The organism is Chrysiogenia bacterium (genome assembly GCA_020434085.1).
In the GTDB taxonomy this organism is placed as follows: Bacteria; JAGRBM01; JAGRBM01; order JAGRBM01; family JAGRBM01; genus JAGRBM01.
The window spans coordinates 1-16,318 of sequence record JAGRBM010000226.1 but is presented as its reverse complement, the minus strand read 5'-3'; the positions used below and the strand labels follow the sequence as shown (position 1 = coordinate 16,318).

Here is a 16,318-nt window from a genome sequence, read left to right as displayed (position 1 = left end):
GGGGTTCTCCTCGCCTAGGCAGCGTTACGCGCGATGGCGCGCTTGAAGACTTCGAGTCGGTTGAGCTGATTGGTTCCCTCATAAATCTGAAGGAGCTTGGCGTCCCGGAAAACTTTTTCGCCGCCGCGATCATGACGCAGACCATCTGCGCCCATGATGTCGAGCGCCAGGTGGGCGTTGGCCATGCCCAGATCGGTGCCGGAGAATTTGGCCGCTGCACCGAACGCGCAGGAGAGATTCGCGTTGTAGGCAGAAATCCCGTCGATCGCGCCGCGACCCCGCTCGCGTACTGCGGGCCGGTCGAGCAGCTTGGGCAGATTGATCCGGTCGTAGACAGCCTTTGGAATCATGTTCTGGATCTGCTGGGCACGTTGCATTCCGCCCATCAGGGAGGAGAGCCCGAACATCTCGTTGCTCAGGCTGGCGTCCATGAACATGGCGCGCGCCATCTGGGCATTTCGGTGCATGTCCGTGAGCTTGAACTGGACCCACTGGTGATCAATCAGCCATTTGCCGCGAAGTTTGTGGCTTTTTGCGTAGACGAGAGCACGCTGAAACGCCGAGCGGGCAGCAGCAGCTCCCCAGAGGCCTACGGCACCTCGGGTCGCGCCAAGGACCAGGTCGACGCTTCTGCCCGCGACGGGCCTGGTGCCGATCCGGGCGCTCTCGGGGATGAAGCAGTCCTCAAAGACCAGCTCTGCGGCGGGGCAGGCCTTTTGGCCCATTTTCTTTTCGACGCGGCCGATGGAGAAGCCCGGCGTTCCGGTTTCGACGAGAAATGCCCACTGCGTCTCTGCCGCCCGGGTCTTGTCGGTGGACATGATGACCACGTGGGTGTGGGCAACGCTCCCATTGCTGATGAAGACCTTCCGGCCGTTGAGCTTGTATCCACCCTGAACGGGTTTGGCCTCGCACATCAGGCGCGCGGTCTTGAGGAATTCGACGTCTTCGACGTCGGTGCCGGCGGTCGGCTCTGTAATCGCGGTCGAGAGAAGCCTGAGGCGACCCTTGCGTTCGCTGCGCGCCAGCATCCCGGCGATGTGGGACATTTTTGCGAGATCGCCTGTCGCTGCCACGGTGCACAGGGCCAGCCCGTGTACCCCAAGGAGATTGCCCAAGCCGAGGCACCCCACCGCGATTTCTTCCATCGCGACCATGGAAGCCCCGAAGGGGAAGCCTTCTCCGCCGAGCATCTTGGGAATCATCATCCCGAAAATGCCGGCCTTGCAGGCGGCTTCGAGCACGTCGTTGGCGACATAGGTTGAGTCGCCCATGACTTTGCGATCGACCTTGAGGGTATTCGGGTCGATGTGCTGCTTGCGGAAGCGCCGCGCGCGATGGAAAAGAGTCTCCATCTGCTCGACTTCCTCGCGTTTGAATTGTTTGAGGTATGCAAAAGTCGGGTAGAGCTCGGTAAAGCTTGGCTCTTCCGCACTCGACCATGCATCTGCGTCGTAGGTCATGGTTCCTCCTTCTTCCCTCAGCCTGGCTGCAGGGAGAAGCGTGTCCCTTCAATTCGATCAACGCGCCCCTGGGCCAGCCGGTCGCGAAGGGAAAGCTGCTGGTGATTCTTGAGGACGGCAGTGAATGCCGCTTCGGCACTGTGCTGTGGCTTCCATCCGAGCGTCTGTTCTGTCCAGCTCGGGTCGTAACGAAATGAGTTTCGGAGCATCAGGATGAGCCAGTCCCGGTTCATTCGTGTCAACCGGAGTTTGAACATCAACTCCGAGGCTGCCAGTGCAAGCGATTCGGGAAGGCGCCTGTGGGGCAGGCCGGAGAGCCTTGCAATGGACTCAAGGCTCAATGGGTTCCGATGTGCAATGAGGAAGGCTCCGCGCACCGGTTGCATGACGGCCTTGAAGAAGGCATCGACCACGTCATCTTCATGAATGATGGGGCACGAAAGGCCGCTCCTGGTGTCAAATCGGCCGGCCATCCCCATCGCGTCGACCGCCCAGGTATTGCACCGCGGTCCGACAAAGATTTCCGGCCGCAGCCTGGCCACGCGGGATCGGGGATTGCGTGATTCGAACAAATCGACCGCGTCTTCCATCAGCCGCTTGGTGTGTGCGTAGTAGCTGCGGGAATCGCCAAGACACGGGGTGTTTTCAGTGACGAGGGTGTCGTGCTGAATGCCGTAGGCGGCGATCGAGCTGGCAATGATCACATTGGGCGTGCCAAGGCGCTCGCATGCAGCGAGCACATTGCGGGAGCCGTTGACATTGACGTCGTACATGAGCGCGCGGTCGTGAAGCGTTTCGACAATGAAGGCCAGATGAACGACGGTATCGCAGCCGCGCAGATCAGCCTCAATCGCCGGGTCCCGCACGTCCCGGCACACATACTTCAGGCGTGATGGCGGCAGGGTTGAGGGGGCGACGTCGATCCCGATAATCTCGTCGGCAACGCCTTCGCGCTCGATGCGCTCGAAGAGCAGTTGCCCCAGATAGCCGGTGATGCCGGTAAACGCGATTCGCATCAGGCAGCACCCGTCTTTCGCTTGGGAGCCGCCTTGTCGGCGTCCCATGTGGCGGCTGAGGGACCTCGCGCCCTCAGATCATTCTTCTGGACCCTGTGCGTCCCGGTCTTGGGGAGTTCATCGGTTACTTCGATAAATCGGGGAATGGCATATTTCGCAAGCTTGCCCTGAAGGAACTTGTGCACAGCCGCGGGATCGACCTTCCGCCCCTCGATGGGGACGATCATGGCCATGATGTCGTCTTCACCGAGTTCGGAGGGGATGCCAAAGACTGCGGACTCAAGGACGTCCGGGTGCTTGTTGATCACGGTCTCGACTTCATAGGCCGAGACGTTCTCTCCCCGGCGGCGCATGGAATCGGTGTTGCGCCCGACGAAGTAGAGGTAGCCCTTCTCATCGCGCGTCAGCAGGTCGCCGGTGCGAAGCCATCCGTCGGAGGTCTTTTTCTTGGTGGCTTCCTCGTTGCGGTAGTACTCGACCTGGGAATCGCGGCTCTTACCCTTCCAGACCTGGAGCTCGCCGGGTTCGTTGGGGCCTGCTTCGGCGCCATTTTCGGCAACGAGGCGGTAGCGGCCTCCACCCAGGGGCTTTCCAATCGATCCAACCGGCGCATTGCCCATGTTCAGGGTCAGAAAACCGCCACCATCGACGGCGGCGTAGGCCTCAATCAGGCGGACACCGAAGCGGTCTTCATACTCACGCCAGGCGTTGGCGGGGCAGGCGGCGCTGACGACCACGCGCACGCTGTGCTTGCGGTCGTAAGGGCCCGGCGGCTGCTTGAGGAGAATCGGAATCATGGCGCCAAGCGTATTGAACGTCGTGCCGCCGAGATTGGAAACTTCCTCCCAGAACCGGGAGGCGCTGAATTTTCTTCCCAATGCCAGCTCGTGTCCCATGTTGAGGGACTGCATGGTTGAGAGAAGCAGCGCGTTGGCATGGAAGAGCGGCAGGCAGGTGTAGAGGACCTCGCCCTTGTCGTAGAGCAGATTTCCCAGCAGACGCATCTTCCTGGTGTTCGAATCGCGATACTTGTAGACGACGCCCTTGGGGTGTCCCGTCGTGCCCGAGGTGTAGAGCAGCAGCGAGACGGACTCCGGGTTGATGCCGACCCGCGGATCGGGCGCGTTGGAATAGGTGTGGAGGAAATCCTCGACGCGCGGGAGCGCGCGGGGAAGCGGCGTATCACTTGCACCTTCGGTGATGACGATGATCTCTTTGACGTGTTTCAGCTTCTTTCGAACCGAGAAGATCTGTTCAAGGTTGGCGCGGTGGACAATCAGGAAACGCGCCTGGGAGTGATCGAGCAGATAGGTCAGCCCGTCGCCCATGAGACCCGTGTTGACCGGCACGGCACCCATCCCAAGCTTCTGCGTGGCAAAGAAGCTGTAGAGAAACTCCGGGCAGTTGCCGCTCATGATGGCGCACACGTCGCCCGGTTGAGCGCCAAGGGACCGAAGGCCTTTGGCAACGGCGTTGGCGGATCGATTGAAGTCCAGGAGATCGATCCGTTGATTCTCGAAACGAAGGAAGGGGCGCGAGGGGTTTTCACGTGCCCGGGTTTCGAGCAGCTCGGCGTAGGTCGGCTCATACGGGAATGCCAGGGTCTTGTGTTTTCGGCTCTCCTGAATTGTTTCCAGCAGCGTGCCCGACCGGATCTCGTCTCGAAGAGTTCTGAAGATCGCCCTCGAGACAAGGCGGCCGGCAAAGAGCTTGCCCTCGATCTGCCTTAGTTGTTCGCGGGTATTTGCCTGGGTCATGGTCTCTTCCTATGCGCTCGGGGCTTCGAGGAGGTGAATTCCCATTGCCGCCTCTTCAACGCCGAGGGCGCCGCCGCCGTTCTGGGTGAGCCCGATTCGCGCGCCCTCGACCTGACGTGCGCCGGCTTCGCCGCGGAGCTGGGTCACCACTTCGCAGATCTGTGCGAGGCCCGAAGCGCCGATGGGGTGCCCACGGGACTCAAGCCCGCCACTGGTATTCAGCGGAATGCGCCCGCCGATGCGCGTGGCGCCTGACTCCGCAAGAACGCCGCCCATGCCGTGTTCGCAGAAACCAAGGGCCTCGCTCTGATGAAGTTCTCCGTAGGCAGTTGCGTCGTGGACTTCCGCCAGAGAAACGTCGTTGGCGCCGATGCCCGCTTTGTTGTAGGCGATTTTGCTGGCACGCTCGCCGATATCGGCTTCGTCTTCGCTGCGGGTGCGTCCCGAAGCAATCACGGAGGCCAGGATTTTCACTGCGCGTTTCTTGCCGTGCTTTCGCAAAAAAGCGCCCGAGCAGACAACCGCCGCCGCCGCACCATCGCCAACAGGGGCGCACATGGGGCGAGTGAGGGGGTAGGAGATAAGTCTATCGGCGAGCACCTGCTCGGGCGTCATGTCTTTCTGGATCTGCGCCAGGGGATTCAGAGAACTGTGGTGATGATTCTTGGCGGCGATGAGCGCGAGCTGCTGCTGGGTGCTGCCGTATTTCTGCATGTGCCGGCGTGCTGCAACGGAGTAGACGTCCATGAAGGGGCTGTGCTGAAGTCCACCACCGCTTGCGCCGTTTCCGCCTTTGCCGTTCTTTAGGCGCTTGCCCAGGTTTTCCTTGACCATTCCGCTCAGGTCGAGGTTGTAGCGATCGGCGATCACAATGACGTCGCGGATAAGGGTCGGGAGTTCTTCGAGTTTCTCGCCGATTCCTTTGAGGCGCTCCGCGGGGCTTTTGTGCTTTCCGTTGGAGCGCGGCCGCTCGGGAATCGGTGCAGCAGTCTTTGAAATTTCTTCGGCCTGCTTGAGAAGCTCCGGAAGATTCTCCACGTCGAGGGCGCCTAGGAATCCCGCAAACATCTTGAGCTTGTCGGGCTGGAAGACCTTTTCCGCGCCAAGGGCCACGCCGACCTCGAAGGCACCGCTTGCCACGCCGAGCCAGGCGCCATTGAGCGCGGTTGATCCTCCGGCACAGGCGTTTTCGACATTGATGATGGGAATCGACTCAACACCGATGGGACGCAGGGCAACCTGGCCGCGGATGGAGTCCTGGCCGCCGTTCATGCCCCAGCCGCTGTTGGCAAACCAGAGGGCCTCGATGTCTTCAGCCGCGAGTTCCGCGTCGTTGAGCGCGGCATTGAGGGCCTGGGCCGACAGATCTTTGATCGAGCGATTGGGGAATTTGCCGAACCGGAGCATGCCGACCCCGATGATGTAGACGTCTCGCATGGTTGCTGGCCTCCGCGCGCCTTGCGCGCCATTGCTGCTCTACAGGCTATTTGGAGAGCAGATCCGGGCTATATGCTTTATGTCATACATTGTATGACGCACTTTTCGCCCCCTGGGTCGTTTCAGCGAATGGCCCTACACGGGCCTGATTGCGGGGCATTTCCCGCCGCAAACGGAATGCGAAACTATTCAGGCGGCGCTCATCGATGGGTGAGCCATCGTTGTAGACAAAGAGCATGGGGATCTGGCGCTGGTGCTTGAGAATGGCCTCGCTGATCAGTGCCGGGCCGCATCCCCAGGGGCTCGCCAGCACGATTCCATCGAATACCGGGTTGTCCCAGGCGTGCAGCACGCTGCCGACGGTGATGGGGGCCTCGCCGCGGGGATATCGGTCAATCAGCGCAGCGGACTTCTCCATCATCTCTTCAACCTCGGGCATCGGGAGCCAGGCGTGTTTCTCCTGCACGAGGCCGTAGAACTCATCGCGCATCCGCTTCATTCCGGCGCGCGTGACTGCGTTCTGGAGGAGGCCGGTTGGAAGGCCAGCCAGTTCGGTGGTCCGCTCGTTGACCAGATACTCTGCGAGAACCTGCAGTGGCTCTACCACGACACGGAGCCCCCGTTCGTTGAGCTTCCGGATCAGGTTGTCGCTGCTGTACTCATCCAGGCGCACGTAAATGTCGCCGGAAAGAAGAATCGTTCGCATTGCGCTGGTGTCATCGCACCGGCTCGCAATCTCTGCAAAATCTTCCGATGCCTGCCGCATGATGGAGCGAAGCTCGCGCATGGAGCGTTGCTGCTCGAACAGCATCTTGGGGCCTGTTGCGATTCGGCGGGCGATGTTTCGCTCGAGCGCGTCGCAATAATGCGTATAGAGCTCGTCGACCTGCCCCTGACGCGATTCCATCGGGCGGTGGTAAGCCGCGAGCTGATTGAGGATGTCCCAGAGCAGCGAGGCCGCAAGGAACTTGGTCGCATAGATTGCCGGGAAATCTTTTTCCGCGCCCAGGTGACGCAGTGCCACCTTGTCGGAGAGCCCCATCCTGTTGATGGACATCTGGTCGGTCACCGAGAACATGCAATTTCGGCAGGCGCCGTTGCCCTGAACTTCAACGAGCACCGTGCGCTTTTCAGGGGGATTCTCTTCGAGATGCTTCCGGAATGAGCCCCAGATGAACTGGTAGGCGATGCACTCCTTGCCCGAGCAGTCCTTCCGCCCGGCCTTGAGTGCCGTTGCGTCGTTGGGACCGGCAGCAACGGCGTCATAACCAAAGGAGCGATAGACCGCTGCCAGGTTGCGGGTCAGGCGATCTCCCATGCTGAACATGACGATCTTGGAATCTTTTTCTTCAGTAATCGGCGGACGGGGAAGCGGCTCGAGCAATTTCAGGCGCTCTGAGGGAACGGGCATCGGCTTGCCGCCATACTGACGAACCGTATGAAGAAAGGCCTGAACCCGCGTGACGAACCCGGCTTGACCGCCGTGGCCATCGCTCTCGAGGGTGGTGTGGGGGAATCCATCCATCAGCATCGCAAATACCTGTTCGCTGAAAGAGGCCGGGCCGCAGCCGAAGCTGGTCAGGTAGAGCGGGAAAGCGTCGCCGCGCTCGCGCACCGCGACTGCCGTCCGCAGCGCGCGGTTTGCATCGCCCCACATCACGCGTGGGAGATCATGGGTTTCTTCCGGGATAGGGAAACAATCCATCGGGATCGGCAGCACGCCGTTCTGGCGAAGAATGTCGGGAATTCCGGCATTGACGGCGCGATCGTGGATCACGTGAAGCGATCCGCATACCACGACTGCCGGGATGTCGTTGGATTTGGCAAAACCCAGGGTCCTGCGTCCAATGCCGGCCAGGGCGCGCTCGTAGGCAAGCTGCGCTCCGGCGGCGCGTCGCGCGGCGTTGAATACCAGGCGGGTATCGAGCCCCAGTTGATCAGCGATCCAGTTGAGCTGTCGCAGCAGGGTGGGATTCATGTAGCCGCCGCGCATACTCAGGCGCGGCTTGAGAAACTCCTGCTTGCGCCCTCTGGCGAGCAGGGCCTGTTCAACCATTTCCGCCATGCCCAGTTCCATCGGGCATGTGCGGCCGCCACGGCGATCACCACCGCCGTCGCGATCGCTGAAATCGAGGACTTTGGGAAGAAATACAACGTCGACACCTTCGGCATCGCAGACGCCATGGGCGATCTTCACCGGCGCGCAGGCATCGAATGAGTAGCAACGCTCCTCGCCGCGTGAGAGAGATTTGGCGTCGGACTGCAGCACCTTGACGCCGACGCCCAGTTCCTTGAAGAAAGTCGCAGCCCAGGGGAGAAACTGTTGCATCGCCCCGATATGAGCGATGCCCACTGTGAGGTCACCGGGATGCTCGGTCTCAAAGGGGCGCAGTAGTTCGCGTCTTTCGTCGAAGGCGCTGGGAGCGTGCTTGGGCAGTTTGTAGCTGCCGGCCGTGGCGACTTCGTACTTGGGGCACGAGCCTCCCGAGAGCACGTTGTGCGTGGAGCCGCAGACGCTGACCGTCGTCTTGTCGATGTGGCAGAGCGTATTGCACTTCTTGTCGCGGCACTGGAATTCGCTGCGCTCGACGATTTGAGCGTCGAGGTAGCGCGGCAGGTCGAAGGTCTTGCTCTGAAGAAGCGCTTCGCGGCCGAGCTCCTTGATCGCGCAGAGGCCGATACCCCAGGCGCCCATGGCGCCGGGGTTGGGCGGGACGACCACCTCGCGCCCGGTGACCGCGGCAAGCGTCCATGCCAGCGAGGCGCCACTGGCTGGTTTGCCCTGAAAGAAGATGCGCTGCCCGAATGTGCGCGAGCCCATGACCCGGTTGATGTAGTTGTAGATGACCGAATACTGGAATCCGGCAAAGAGATCTTCGATTGCAAATCCTTCGTTGTGGGCTTCGGACGCCGCTTCCGCAACGAACACGGTGCACATTTGTCCCAGATTCGGGGGGCGCTGGGCCTGCATGGCCATCTGCGTGAACTCACGAATGTCGTCGACCCCGTAGAAGACGGCCTGTTCTTCGAGGAAAGAACCCGTGCCTGCGCTGCAGGCTTTGTTCATGTCGCTCTCGACGATCTGGCCGCCGGCGATCTGAATGAACTTGGCATCCTGGCCACCGATCTCCACGACGGAGAGGTTCTCCCCCTGGTCGACGTCACAGTGAATCGCCGCGGTGGCGTGAGCGACGATTTCATTGATGACCACGATGCGATCGAGAAGTTCGGGATAGGCGGCGCGCAGGACCGTGGCCACGGCCTCGCGTCCGGAGCCGGTCGCGCCGATGGCGCGCACGTCGATGCCCTCATGTTCCATAATGGATGCGAGCAGGCGGGATGCAGCTTCTACGGGATTGCCTCTTGTCCGGTCGTAGATATCCAGGATCGTCTCGCCGGTTTCGATGCTGGTAAGCACCGCTTTTGAACCGGTTGATCCCAGATCCAGGCCGAGGACCGCCGGTCGTGTCTTCTCGTATTCGGGGACGGCTCTCTCCTCCATCACCGTGACTCGCTCCGACCACTTGCTTGCGGGTTCCAGCACTTCAATGCGAGTAGCCCGGGGCTTCGTGACTTGCGTGGGATCCTTGGGAAGCGGTGGAAGAGAAATGGAGGCACACTGGACGGCGGCAATGTGGGCCGCTCCAATCGCTTCGAAGAACATCGCATTCTCGGGAGCCAGGGTGTGCGTGCCCGTGTGCTCCGCAAGTGCGGAAACAAAGGTCTGCACGCGACTGACGCCGCCGATCACATAGACGGGGCCCCTCACCTGGGCCCGTCCCAGCAAGGCGGCCACGTACCGGGCAACGGATCCGAAATACCCCTTGAAGAGCTGATTGGCGGGTTTCCCCTGATTCCCGAAATGCGTCATCTCACTCTTGGCAAACACCGAGCAGCGGGCGGTAATGGGGATCTCTCCGTCGGTTTCGCGGGCGACCTTGTCCGCTTCCTCAATGGAAAGTCCGAAGCGTCCGGCGATCTTCACCATCGTCTCGCCGGTGCCGGAAGAGCACTTGTCGTTCTCGACGTAGGTGACATGCCCATGTTCGTTTCGGGTAAGCACCGAGTAGCCGCGCGCGCCGACGCTGACAAAATTGAGGGCTCCCTGAAGTTCGGGCATCACCTCCAGCGAAGCGGCAAGGCAGGCGTCCTCTGGCAGCCCGCTGACGACGGGTGCGATTAATTCGTCGGCATGAAGACCGGTTGCGCCGAGTGCGTCGCAGGATGCGATGTTGTTGGTCTCGTACCATTTCAGGAATATCTCAATCGGGTGCCCGTCGTGGACGATGAGTTCCTGGGATTCAACGACGAAAGCGCCATCGTCCAGAACATTGGCAATGACGAACTTCGCACTGGCCTTTCCCAGGTCGCATCCGGCAATCTTTTTCATTTCGGCACTCCCAGTAACGCTGCAGCGATATCCTCAAGGCTTGGTAATTCATGCGGCGCCTTTACCGGCACCAACTGGATCGAGCGATCAGTCGCACCGGCAATGAGCGTCCTTGTCTTGTCTCCAGCGAAGTCCTCCGGTCCCTCAAGGGCACTGCCCTCAAGCTCGGGGGTGTCTCCGGCCTGGGGGACAAGTGCGACGGACTTTGCTGTGGGTGACTGCTTCATTTGATCTCTACGCTCTCGCGCGGGCGCGCTTTCTGGTTGCCTTGGCTTGCTTCTTTTTTGCGGCGGGGCGTTTTTTCCCCGCCGCGTTCTTCTTGCTCGCCGGTGTAGGCTTCGCGGCAGGTTTCAGCAGCACCTTTTCAAAGAAGGTTCCCATTTTTTCCGCAAACTCGGTGGGCCGCTCTTCCTGCCAGAAATGACCGCAGAAGGGCACGATCTCCATGCTCTTGGCGCCCGGAATGTCGTTCATCAGACGCTCCCCCCAGCCGACTGAGAGAAAGCGATCATCTGTTGCCCAGATGACGTGTGTGGGTTTGTTAAACTTTCGCAGCCCCGCGACTGCGTCCTGGCTGTACTTGGAGTCGCCTGCGAGGAGGAACGCGCGAAACCGGGCTGATCCGTCCTTCGTCAGCGTCGGACGCAGATATTCAACGATTGACTCGTCGGTGAGGTTCTCGCCCTTGTAAACGCCGCGCCTGAACTGTGAGAGCTTGGGATGCGTTTGGAGTTTCAGGCCGATACCGGAGCGGCTAACCGCGTCCGAGAGAAAGGGAACTTTGGCCATCTTCTGGGTGGCTGCGATGAGGGGGACCGGCCAATTGTCGTAACAGACGCAGTTTGTGATGCAGAAGGCCGTAATTCGCTCGGGGTGCCGCGCAACCAGTACCTGTGCGGCGGCGCCGCCCTGGTCATGGCAGACCAGAGCGAATTTCTCGTGTCCGAGGGCACTCATGAACTCAGCCAGGTTCTCGGCTTGGGAACCCATGTTGAAGGGCGTGTTCGGGACATCGACCTCGGTGTCACCAAGCCCCATGAGATCGGGTGCATAGCAGTGAAAGCGATCGGAGAGGGCGTCGATTACCGATCGCCACAGATAGCTGGAAGTGGGAATGCCATGGACGAAAAGGATTGGGGGAGTGCCCGCCTTCCCGCGCTCGAGATAGGCAATACGACCATAGCTGGTTTGTACAAACTTCTTTGGAAGTCTTGGCGCCGGTGTATTGCTGCCGGTGAACGAGGGAATCAGTCGCATGGGATCCTCCGCAGAGCTCAGAGCGTGCGATCACTGCCGCCATCGATGGCGATCTGCGCGCCCGTAGTTTTTGAAAAAGTGCCGTCAACGAAGGCGCGTGCGGCGCGCGCAACGTCGGCGCTGCAAAGCTCGGTATGAAGCAGGTTGTTCCGCTTGTATTGGTCGACGCTCATGCCGTAGGCGTCGGCGCGTTGTCGGAGCAGCTCTTCAGTCCACAGTCCGGTATCGAAGACCATGTGAGGGTGAAGCATGTTGACGCGAATGCCGTACTCTCCGGCTTCGAGTGCGCAGATCCGTGCCAACTGCGCCTGGGCGGCTTTTGCGACGCTGTAGGATGCGGCCTTCTTTCCGGGTGCTGGTACGTTTTTGGTGGCGACGATGACAATGTCGCCGCCGTTGACGTTCCGTTCGAGCCACTTGAGCCCTTGGCGGGCAATGTGGAGTGCACCATCAAGATTGACCGAGAGCGAGCGATGCCATTCATCGTCATCAATATCAGTGACCAGTTGGCAGGCTGGAAACAGCCCTGCATTTTGCACGACGATATCGATGCCGCCGGTCCACAGCACGGTTTCCCGGAACGCCTGGGTGACCGCATCGGGGCTCGTGACGTCGACGGGAAAACCGCGCAGCGAGTTTCCATTCGCTCTTTCCGGAAGAAGTGTTTCGAGTGTATCCCTAAGCGCTTCCTCGTTGCGGTCAAGCAGTGCAACCGAGGCTCCGCATCGCAACAGCTCGGCAGCAATGGCTTTCCCGATGCCGCCGGCCGCTCCGGTCACCATGGCGGTTTTTCCCTGAAGCGGCGGAGAGTCTTTGCCTTTTCCGAGCTTCGCCTGCTCGAGAGACCAGTATTCGACATCGAAGATGTCGTTTGCCGGAAGCGCCTTGTAGCCATGCATCGCTTCGGCAGCGGCAATAGCCTGCAGCGTGTGGTCGTAGATGTCGGCAACAATCGAAGCCGCCTTGCAGCTTTTACCGACCGAAACCACGCCCATGCCCGGCACGAGAATGACGCGGGGGAGGGGGTCGAGGATGGTCAAGCCGTTGCGCAGTTGAGAGTGCTGGCGGAAGTAGTTCTCGTAGTCGGCGGCGTAGTTGTCGAGTGCAATGCTCAACTGCATCTCGAACTCTGCATCGTTCACGGAGGAAATATTCTCAGAAAGCAGGAGAGGAAGGCGCTTGGTGCGAATGACATGATCCGGGGTAAGTGGGCCTCGCACCAGTGCATCGCGCAGTTTCTCGTTTGCAAGCAGCGTGAGGGTCTCTTCCTCGTTTTCCAGCTGAAGAACCGCATTGAAGCCACGGCGGGCATAGGCCTGGCGGATGAGATTGAGTCGCGCGGCGGACAGGTCACGTGAAGCAGCACCGACCACGGGCGCAATGCTGACGTTTGCAGCCGCATCAATTTCTCTCGCCGCTACGGACACCAGATCGATCATGCGGTCGTATGCCTGTTTGGCGGTTTCGCCAAAACTGAAAATCCCGTGCTGCAACAGGATCAGGCCTTCGACGTCGGGGTTCGCTTCGTAGACCTCGGCGGCTTTCTTGGCCAATGCAAAGCCCGGCATGATGTAGGGAACGAACGCGACTCGATTGCCATAGAGATCGGCAAGGCGTTGCGCCGATCCCGGCTGGTTGTTGAGCGCGACGATAGCGTCGGCATGGGTGTGCAGGATGAAAGGGTGTGGGATGAAAGCGTGCAGGAGCGCTTCCACCGAAGGAGTGGGGGAGCTGGCATCGAGCAGGTGCGTGCGCAGCTCATTGACCATGTCCTCGTCAGAGAGGCGCTCCAGACGACGCAGCTTCCGAAGGTGTGTGAGATCAGTTGCCGGAAATCCCGGCCCCTCGATCGTCGCCAGGTCCCATCCCGAACCCTTGATGAAGAGGACGTCCTGCGCTTCGCCCAGCAGGTTGCAGACCTTCCCCTTGGCCGAGGTGTTGCCGCCGCCGTGAAGGACGAGCGATGGATCGGCTCCCAGCAGGCGGGAGGCGTAAACAATTTCGTCGAGTGTCGAGCCCAGTTTGCTCGCTTCGGAGTCATTCCAGCGATTCTTGACGTTCCAGCTCATCGGGGTCCCTCGTATCTGACTGGCCGACCAGTCAGTTCGCTATGAAGCCCAGTCTCTCCAATTATCCACCTCTGGGCGCGGCGGCCCCGCCCGTTTCCTCAGCGACCCACGATGTCCTGGGGCGCGATGCTCTGTCCGGTATTGCGGAAGGGGGTGATCTTCTCGGCGAGCTGGGTCAGTCCCGAGGCAGACCACATCATCCCTGTCAGCGAGCTCTGCACCTTGCGCAGTCCATTGTTGACCGCCGACTCGCCCGCGATCACGCGCTTGTAGGGAGGCTCACCGGGTTTGTTCTTCTTGTGGTAGATGTACTTCGAGAAGGGTTCTTCGCGGATGTTGTTCTCGTGGGGATAGAAGGTCTCGATGAAGCGCTTGAAGCCCGCGGCACCCACGATGGCCTGGCTCATTGCCTTCTGCGCCTTGGTGGGTTCTCCGATCAGTCGCGAATAGTTGTGCTGAAGGTCCTTCATTCGCTTGCGCACAATATTGTTGGGCGCATAGATCTCCATGGCCTTCATCAGCGGGAATGTTGTCTTCGCCATGCGCGCATGGAACTTGGCACGGTCGCGGTAATACTGATTCTTGTTGACGGTGGTGCAGTGCTCGTAACCCTTGAGTGCAACGTCGAGCTGGCGCGCCATTGTCGGACCCCAGGTCTCGTAGAGACGCTTGTAACCATTGTCGATGATGCTCATCATCTGTTCTTCAGTGAAGTTCTTTGCCGGCACGCCGCCGCCGCCGAAGAAGCTGATCTCTTCCCATTGCACGTCTTCACGAATGCGGCCCTGATCCTTCATGTCGAGCCACATCTTGGTGGCCGGGAAGGGGCACAGGCGCGTGAGCTGCTGCATGGTCGGCTGCAGCGAGACAAAATAGGCCAGGTCCTCTTCGATGTTCTCGGGTGTCTGGAAGTCGAAACCCGCCATCCACGCGCCGGTGGTGGCAATGCCGCGGCGGTGCAGATCGCGGAAGGTTTCGTCGATGGTGCGACCCTTGCGCTTGTTGTAACCCTCGTCCTGGGCGAACTTCGATTCCACGCCGATGAAGACATTGGAGATGCCGGTCAGCATGATGTCGTCGAAATCCTTCCACTGCGAGAATGCCTTGTTGCTCGAGAGGCAGTAGAAGTTGTAGTGCGCCAGGCCGAAGTCCTTGTCCTCGCGCAGCAGGCGCCCGACCTCGCTGATGTACTCCTTGTTCATATAGGAGTCTTCCTCGAGGAGGGTCAGGTTCGGGGTCATGGGGTTCTCTTCCCACGCCCTGCGGAACTCGGCGTAGACCTGCTCTGGTGAGAGCATTTCCACGCGTCGCTGCTTGAACATTTCGGTCGTGCCGCAGAAGTCGCAACCATTGATGCAGCCGAGGCTTCCCACCACAACGGGGACCAGCTCGGCGGCAAAATTGCCCGAGAGCATCGGCATGCTCAGCGCCCAGCGGGGCAGGTGGGACTGTTGCATGGGGGCAGACGGGTCCTCACCGAGCAGCTTGCGCATGTAGCGCGCCCCCTCTTCGTGGCAGATATAGTCACAGAGGCGGTTGCGTTCCTCAATCGGCAGACACGATTCGATTCCCACCGCGCCGTACCCGCCCAGCACGATCTTGCTGCCTGGCGCGTACTTGCGCGTGAGTTCGCACATCTCGATCACGCTGGGTACCTGATTGTGGAAGGAACTGATCCCTACGTAGTCGTAGCCCTTCTTGATCTCGGCGATGAAGTCCTCCCGCCGCGGATACTCGAGCACGATCGAGGGCGTGGAGATGTTCTGCGCAATGACATGGAGCCCCTGCATGTGCAGGTGCCCCTGCATGCTGAAAATCCCGTCACCCCGGGAAAAGCGCTGATTGAAAACATCAGTGGGGGAGGTGTTGAAATACTGCTCTCGATAGGGACCGAGGGTGGTGGAGAAAAGGATCTTCATGCGTGCGCCTCACTCTGCTCGTAAGGATCGATCGCCGAAGCCGGAGCTTGTTGTGCGTTCGACCGTTGACTGACCCGCCCGGCGCGGGGAATCCGATGCTGCCGCGAAGCTTATCGAAGAATTAAAACGGTGTTATATGAGAATTCTCATGCCGACCGAGCTCTTCGCCAAGCGTATGAGAAATCTCATACGGCTGGGCTATCGGGCCTTGATAGCGTGTAACTGCGAAGAGCAATGCTCTCGCGAAGGTGTTTTGTTGTTCTCGCGTATGGCTCAAAGCTGCAGTGTCGGGCTTTCGCACCAGACTGAAAAATAAGGGATCCATGCAGCGCGCCCGCATCGCAGTCATCGGTGGCGGCCCTGCCGGAGTCGCAACGGCGTGGGCGCTCTCACGGCGTGGCGAGAACGGTCTCCTCATCCTCGAAAAAGTAGAGTTTGCCAATACGCACTCTTCGGGTCGCAATGCCGCGATGATTCGCCAGCTCATTGATGAGCCTGGCGCCGGGCCACTTGCACGGTCCAGTGCGCAGTTTTCGCAATCCTTCCTGCTGAACTTGAAGAGTACATCCACTTTGGGCAAGTCGGATCTTTTCGGATCGGCAAGACCCTGAATCTTCACAAATTGAGCGAAAGAACGCCGCCTCAAGCGCGAAAATTGCTGGGGCTTCAGTGGTGGGCACGTGAACCGGGAATCGGGCAAGTCCCTGCACTGGTGGGGGCTCTGAACGGCCAGAAAGCGTTCTGACAGCCGCTAGTTCCTTCTTGAACTTCGGAGCTGAGAAGGGGGCTCAGTGCCTCTCAGGGGCGCTCAAGGGCCCTGGTAGTGCCCGATTTCGAGTCCCGTCCGCTCCGCCACTTTTCCCCCCCGAAAATGCATTCCGTGGCACTCTCCGGTGAGTGTGCGGGGTTGCGCGCCCACACACTTCCAGCTTGCCGGTTTTATGGGCCACGGAAGGGACCAAAGCGTGTGGCTCGTGGTCTTGTGTCGTACATTTGTTTGAAAAGTGTTG

Annotated in this window: 9 protein-coding genes; 1 reads left to right on the top strand and 8 read right to left on the bottom strand. The window is 60.2% G+C overall.

Features of this window, described 5'->3' with window-relative positions; all coding sequences use genetic code 11:
- Positions 1-14: 14 nt before the first annotated feature.
- The 8 genes from KDH09_07320 to KDH09_07285 all read right to left on the bottom strand — a co-directional run bounded on the left by KDH09_07320 (position 15) and on the right by KDH09_07285 (position 15,308).
- A complete protein-coding gene (locus tag KDH09_07320; GenBank protein MCB0219486.1) occupies positions 15-1,463 on the bottom strand; it encodes an acyl-CoA/acyl-ACP dehydrogenase in 1,449 nt (482 codons plus the stop codon).
- Positions 1,464-1,480: 17 nt separating this feature from the next.
- On the bottom strand, positions 1,481-2,479 hold the full coding sequence (locus KDH09_07315) for an NAD-dependent epimerase/dehydratase family protein (GenBank protein MCB0219485.1): 999 nt from the start codon (positions 2,477-2,479) through the stop codon (positions 1,481-1,483).
- Complete coding sequence (locus tag KDH09_07310) at positions 2,479-4,236, bottom strand: AMP-binding protein (GenBank protein ID MCB0219484.1); 1,758 nt, start codon at positions 4,234-4,236, stop codon at positions 2,479-2,481. Before KDH09_07310 ends, KDH09_07315 begins: the two co-directional genes overlap by 1 nt.
- A 9-nt stretch (positions 4,237-4,245) precedes the next feature.
- On the bottom strand, positions 4,246-5,673 hold the full coding sequence (locus tag KDH09_07305) for a thiolase family protein (protein ID MCB0219483.1): 1,428 nt from the start codon (positions 5,671-5,673) through the stop codon (positions 4,246-4,248).
- 82 nt (positions 5,674-5,755) lie between these two features.
- Entirely contained in the window at positions 5,756-10,063 is a 4,308-nt protein-coding gene (locus KDH09_07300; protein MCB0219482.1) for a hypothetical protein, read from the bottom strand.
- A gap of 234 nt (positions 10,064-10,297) precedes the next feature.
- Complete coding sequence (locus KDH09_07295; protein MCB0219481.1) at positions 10,298-11,320, bottom strand: alpha/beta hydrolase; 1,023 nt, start codon at positions 11,318-11,320, stop codon at positions 10,298-10,300.
- Positions 11,321-11,337: 17 nt separating this feature from the next.
- Entirely contained in the window at positions 11,338-13,389 is a 2,052-nt protein-coding gene (locus KDH09_07290) for a bifunctional aldolase/short-chain dehydrogenase (protein MCB0219480.1), read from the bottom strand.
- A 98-nt stretch (positions 13,390-13,487) separates the two neighbouring features.
- On the bottom strand, positions 13,488-15,308 hold the full coding sequence (locus KDH09_07285) for a radical SAM protein (GenBank protein ID MCB0219479.1): 1,821 nt from the start codon (positions 15,306-15,308) through the stop codon (positions 13,488-13,490).
- A gap of 323 nt (positions 15,309-15,631) precedes the next feature.
- On the opposite strand from KDH09_07285, the gene KDH09_07280 reads away from it, so the two are divergent.
- A complete protein-coding gene (locus KDH09_07280) occupies positions 15,632-15,919 on the top strand; it encodes an FAD-binding oxidoreductase (GenBank protein ID MCB0219478.1) in 288 nt (95 codons plus the stop codon).
- The last annotated feature ends 399 nt before the right edge of the window (positions 15,920-16,318 follow it).

What these genes read in the sequence shown, in the direction of transcription:
- KDH09_07320 (MCB0219486.1), bottom strand. Translation starts at nt 1,463, where the DNA reads ATGACCTACGACGCAGATGCATGGTCGAGTGCGGAAGAGCCAAGCTTT.
- KDH09_07310 (MCB0219484.1), bottom strand. Translation starts at nt 4,236, where the DNA reads ATGACCCAGGCAAATACCCGCGAACAACTAAGGCAGATCGAGGGCAAG.
- KDH09_07305 (MCB0219483.1), bottom strand. Translation starts at nt 5,673, where the DNA reads ATGCGAGACGTCTACATCATCGGGGTCGGCATGCTCCGGTTCGGCAAA.
- KDH09_07300 (MCB0219482.1), bottom strand. Translation starts at nt 10,063, where the DNA reads ATGAAAAAGATTGCCGGATGCGACCTGGGAAAGGCCAGTGCGAAGTTC.
- KDH09_07280 (MCB0219478.1), top strand. Translation starts at nt 15,632, where the DNA reads ATGCAGCGCGCCCGCATCGCAGTCATCGGTGGCGGCCCTGCCGGAGTC.
- KDH09_07285 (MCB0219479.1), bottom strand. Translation starts at nt 15,308, where the DNA reads ATGAAGATCCTTTTCTCCACCACCCTCGGTCCCTATCGAGAGCAGTAT.
- KDH09_07290 (MCB0219480.1), bottom strand. Translation starts at nt 13,389, where the DNA reads ATGAGCTGGAACGTCAAGAATCGCTGGAATGACTCCGAAGCGAGCAAA.
- KDH09_07315 (MCB0219485.1), bottom strand. Translation starts at nt 2,479, where the DNA reads ATGCGAATCGCGTTTACCGGCATCACCGGCTATCTGGGGCAACTGCTC.
- KDH09_07295 (MCB0219481.1), bottom strand. Translation starts at nt 11,320, where the DNA reads ATGCGACTGATTCCCTCGTTCACCGGCAGCAATACACCGGCGCCAAGA.